General features: G+C 63.5%; 3 protein-coding genes and 1 pseudogene. 3 read left to right on the forward strand and 1 reads right to left on the reverse strand.

Translation table 11 applies throughout. The features are described from left to right. Nucleotides 1-138 precede the first annotated feature (138 nt). Nucleotides 139-546, forward strand: a pseudogene (locus ACJ8AT_RS27565) (helix-turn-helix domain-containing protein); the annotation flags it as partial. Nucleotides 547-613: 67 nt separating this feature from the next. Then, nucleotides 614-1,147 carry a transposase gene (locus tag ACJ8AT_RS27570; protein ID WP_407740863.1) on the forward strand — a complete coding sequence of 178 codons (534 nt, stop codon included), beginning with the start codon at nt 614-616 and terminating at the stop codon, nt 1,145-1,147. Between the two features lie 108 nt (nt 1,148-1,255). Here ACJ8AT_RS27570 and ACJ8AT_RS27575 read toward each other — a convergent pair whose 3' ends face one another. Next, nucleotides 1,256-2,206 carry a hypothetical protein gene (locus tag ACJ8AT_RS27575; protein ID WP_407740864.1) on the reverse strand — a complete coding sequence of 317 codons (951 nt, stop codon included), beginning with the start codon at nt 2,204-2,206 and terminating at the stop codon, nt 1,256-1,258. Nucleotides 2,207-2,919: 713 nt separating this feature from the next. On the opposite strand from ACJ8AT_RS27575, the gene ACJ8AT_RS27580 reads away from it, so the two are divergent. After that, complete coding sequence (locus tag ACJ8AT_RS27580) at nt 2,920-4,164, forward strand: ISAs1 family transposase (protein WP_407740865.1); 1,245 nt, start codon at nt 2,920-2,922, stop codon at nt 4,162-4,164. Nucleotides 4,165-4,564 lie beyond the last annotated feature (400 nt).

A 4,564-nucleotide genomic window follows, 5' to 3' on the forward strand; every position in this document is an offset into this window, starting at 1 on the left:
CTAAGCCAGGGAAGGTAATTCCGTTCAGGGGGTAGCATGACTGCCTCCCTCTGAGGTGGGTAGCAAGAGCAGCGACAACGCTGCAACTTCGACCGCATCGAACTGACTCCATCCGAGAGGCGTGAGCTCCAACGAGCAGTGCGCGATGGCCGCCGGGGCGAGGCCCTGCGCGCTACTATCGTGCTGTGGAGTGCCCAAGGGGAGAGCGCCAACAGCATCGCCCGTGCCCTGGGAGTGACGGCCAGGACGATCTACAACAGCCGACGCCGCTGGCGCCTGCACGGCCTGCGAGGACTGGCCGATGCCCCGCATACAGGGCGTCCGCCTCGTATCACAGCAACCTATATCAAGCTCCTGATGGAGGCGGTGGAGAAGGACCCGCGGCAGATGGGCTTCGCCTTCTCCCGCTGGACACGCGCACGGCTAGCGGCCTACTTGCAGCAGCGCACTGAAGTGGGCCTCAGCCCCTATTGGGTAGGCGAGTTGCTGCGCTGCCATGGCTTCGTATGGCGACGTGCCAAGCGTACCACTCGGCACCTGGCCGACCCGGAGGAGAAAAGAACGCGCCGCTCGGCGCCTGCATCTGCTCCAGACAGTCGCCTGCTGGCCAGCAGTGGATTTCGAGCTGTGGTACGCCGACGCCACTCGATTCGAGTTGTTGCCGGTCGTATCCTCGATGTGGCGCCGCCGGGGCCGCCGTCTCTGGCTGCCCACCCCTGGCCAGAACGTCCGGGTTGCCGTCTGCGGAGCCATCCGCTTCCCCACCAAGCAGTTCCTCTTCACCCACCAGCCCAAGACAGCCACCACGGCACTCTTCCTGCCGCTGCTCGAGCGACTCGTACGACGGGCGAAACTCACCGGCAAACGCATCGTGCTCGTGCTCGACAACGGCGTCCCTTTCAATTCCCGCCTCGCCCGGACTGCCCTTGAGGCGGCCAGCCCCTACGTGCGGCCCTTCCGGCTGCCGCACTACACCTCCGAGACCCTCAACTGGATTGAGAATTTCTGGAGCCACCTCAAGGTGGCCTACTTCAGCCGGATGCTGACCGAGGAGCGTGAAGCGTTCTATCCAGACGCTATCCGCCTCCTCCGAAGGTTGCGTCGCTCGGGAAGGATAGGTCCCTTGGCGCTCCGGACTACCCCCTGAACGGAATTACCTTCCCTGGCTTAATACTACCTGGTCACTTCAACCGTTCCCCGAGCGAAATTCTCCCTCGGAGATGCGCTCGCCTGGAGAGGAAATGACTTCGTAGTACTAGGCGTCTTTCTCTCGCTCCTGAGAGACAATGCCCAGTTCATCTTTGAATGTTTTAACGTCAATGACTCTGGGAGCAACAACTACAGGCACCTCCAGTTCCTGGCTGGCGCTGTTGAGGTGCCGGAGGACCTTGTCGCACGCATCAAGAGTCCCTGTATCTTCGGTTACGAGAGTTACTGGGGTAAGCATGTCGAGATGAAGGAGGATGGAGTTGTCCTCCATGTCATTCGGGTCGATTTTCAGTGGACCTTTTTCAGCAACTCTGCGCCCTGAAATGTGCATGTACCGCTGAGCCCGAGCGACTAGATATCCATTGTAGAAGATGGTGCTGTAGACCATCTGCTCGTGCGTTACTTTGGCGCCATCTCTCTGGTAGCTCTTTGAGAGGGCCTTGGCTTTGTCCGAGACGTACCTGACAAAATTCAGGCCTGAGAGCTTCACTGCTTCCGTGAAGCTCAGCGACGAGAGCAACTCTCGGCGAACGCTCTCCACTTCGGACTCGTATTCCTTCTCGGCCTCGGCTAGTACTTCACGGGCTCTGTTGCCGACGTCCTTCAGTTCTCGCTCGATGTTGAGATCATCTCTCAGCGTCTGACTCATGAAGTCGGCTGCTGAGGATGCCTTCTCTAGAATCGGCCACATCTTCGGGATGAGGGTTCTATCTTCTGACCTCGAAGGGTGCGCAAGTTCGTCAACTCCGACTACTTTGGCGTGTTCGAGGAACGGGTCATCACGTATCTCAAGGAGACGGCAGCGCAAAAGATGGTTCTTTCGCAGCTTGAAGGATTCGTCCGTTGAGTTGGCGCCTCTTACGGGCTCGTCAATGTGGCAGAGGATCTCGTACACCGAGAGAGGTGAGACAGTGATTCTCGCTCTTTCGGCGGCTTGTGCGAGGTCCTCCCAGCGCATCCCGCGAATTGCCGACGTGTCGAGAATGTACTCGCGCATTGGTGTCTCCTAACCGCGCATCGCCTGTTCGCTCAACTCCATTGTGCAGACCTCCGGCCGAGCACTCTGCGGATCTTAGCGAGTAGAGCGCGCTCGGCGCACCAAAAAGAGCCTGCTGGGTCCGGTGGAGCAACCGCGCGTCTGACAGGCAGCGCGCGCGGCGGACGGGTGAAGCCGGGGCCGGTGGAGCCCCCCGCGCGCGTCCAGGCTCACCTGCTCGGTCCATGGAGCCCTTGCGCGTCCACGCTCACCTGCTCGGCCTGTTGATCCCTCGCGCGCTGCGGACTGGCAGCGCGTGGCGGAGGCGAAGCTGACGCGCGTACGCGTAATTGATCGCCGTGCCCCATCTGAAACGAGGAGAGGGTGCGCCTGCCGCGTCGGAGGAGGACGTAAAGCGGACGCTGCGTCAGTATCCTGCGCCGCTTCCCTCAGGTGTCGACTGACAGTTGCTCGTCTGGCGGGCAGCCCAGGCCTAATGCGTTCTCCTGGGTGAGAATCGGAAGAAGGCCCCTGGAGACGCGAGGTTAGGCGCAGAAGGGGTCAGCGGAATCGGACACGACCGCCCAGGTCGCTGTTCTGATCGCTTCCCTGGCAGGTAGGAGGTGCTCGACACTGAGGCTGCGGCCAGAGGCGGAGGGATGGGGCCGGCGAGCCCCATCCCCCCAATGCCCCGTTGCGCCATAGGAGCGGAAGCGGGGCAGGAGGAGTCGAGCATGAGTGGGCTTGGAGGACAACAGCGGCGAGTGCTGCAGCAGGCGCAGCTGCCGTGGGACAGAGCCGTGAAGGACCCGCGCGATGCGCGAGGCCGGCGCCATGGACACCTGGGGTTGTTGGGGCTGGTGGTGGCGGCCTTCGCGGTGGGAAAGAAGGGGCTGAAGCAGGCGGGGCAGCTGGCCGGGGACGTGGGGGCGCGGACGCGAAAGCGGCTGGGGCTGCCGCAGGCGGTGGCGGGCTCGACGCTGTGGCGCTTGCTGGAGAAGCAGTCCGCGCAGGGCCTGAGTCAGACAGGCAGGGCGCAGGTGCAGCAGGAACTCGAGGATCCGAGGACTGCGCGATTGCCGTTTCCCATGGGAGTGGTGAGCCTGGATGGCAAGAGCCTATGGACCACCCACCAAGGCGAGGTGAAGGGCCTTGAATCGGTGGCCAACGACGAGGCGGGCCGCGAGTTGTGGAGCCTGGGGGCGCTGCGGGCCGTGCTCACCAGCGTGGTGGCCGCGCCGTGCCTGGACATGGAGTTTGTCAGCGCCAAGGAGGGAGAATCTCCCGCCTTCCGGCAGCTGTTTCCTCGGGTGGTGCAGGCCTATGGCGAGCACTTCGGGGTGGCGACGGCGGACGCGGGACTGACGGCCGCACCGAACGCCGCGCTGGTGCGACAGCTGGGCAAGCACTACTGCTTCGGGCTGAAGGCCAATCAGCCCACCCTCCATGCGTATGCGGTGCAGACCCTCGCCGCCAAGCAGTGTCCGGCTCGGGCGCGAACCCAGGAGCGGGCACATGGCAGGACGGTGGTGCGCGAGCTATGGACGCACGCGCTCAAGGAGGATGAAGTGGACTTCCCAGGAGCGCGCATGCTGTTGCTGGTGCGCCAGCAGCACTGGGACGACGACGACACCTTCGAGGAGGAATACCGCTACTTCGTTACCTCCCTGGACACCACCCTCTTCACCTTCAAACAGCTGTTGCGGCTGGTACGGGTGCACTGGGGCATCGAGAACCGGCACCACTGGACGCTGGACATGGTCCTGGGCGAGGACGAGCGCCAGCCCTGCCGCCCCACCCGCACGGCGCTGGAGGTGGTGGCCTGGCTGCGCGTGCTGGCCTTCAACCTGCTCTCCTTCTTTCGCGCCCGTCTGCCTCTGGAAGGCCGCCACCTCGTGGAGTGGGCGCGAGCATGCGAGCTGCTCCGCGACAGCCTCGTCCACGGGCGCAGGCAGGAGACTCTTCTCACTGCTGCCTGAGGGCTCGCCGGCCCTCCCTCCGCTCCTGGCCGCCATAGCCTTCGTTGCGCACGGCGCCTCGGCCGAGCGGCGGAGCTTTGTCTCAGCACGCCTTGCTCTCATGGGCCGCCTTCACGCAACCGCAGTCGCCCGACAACGCATCGGATCTGGCGGGCAGCCCTGTTCATCCCGGGGCTCTACGGGGCGCGGCGAACTGTTACAATCAAGACCGACGCCGTCATTGGATCATTGAGGCAATGAGACACGACCGGGCCGCCTGCTACCTGGCAACTTTTCGGCCGCTGATTCAAACGCCTGGAGGGCGTACCGCGGTAGATAAGCATGGCTTGCCCCCGTTCATTGATGGATCGTGCCGCCGCGAACCGGATCTTGAATCTCCGTTCCCCTCGATAACCGCGAC

The sequence above is a fragment of the Hyalangium sp. genome (genome assembly GCF_045802625.1).
GTDB lineage: Bacteria > Myxococcota > Myxococcia > Myxococcales > Myxococcaceae > Hyalangium.

Excerpts from the sequence above, each read along its gene's own strand:
- ACJ8AT_RS27580 (WP_407740865.1), top strand. The coding sequence starts at position 2,920 with ATGAGTGGGCTTGGAGGACAACAGCGGCGAGTGCTGCAGCAGGCGCAG.
- ACJ8AT_RS27575 (WP_407740864.1), bottom strand. The coding sequence starts at position 2,206 with ATGCGCGAGTACATTCTCGACACGTCGGCAATTCGCGGGATGCGCTGG.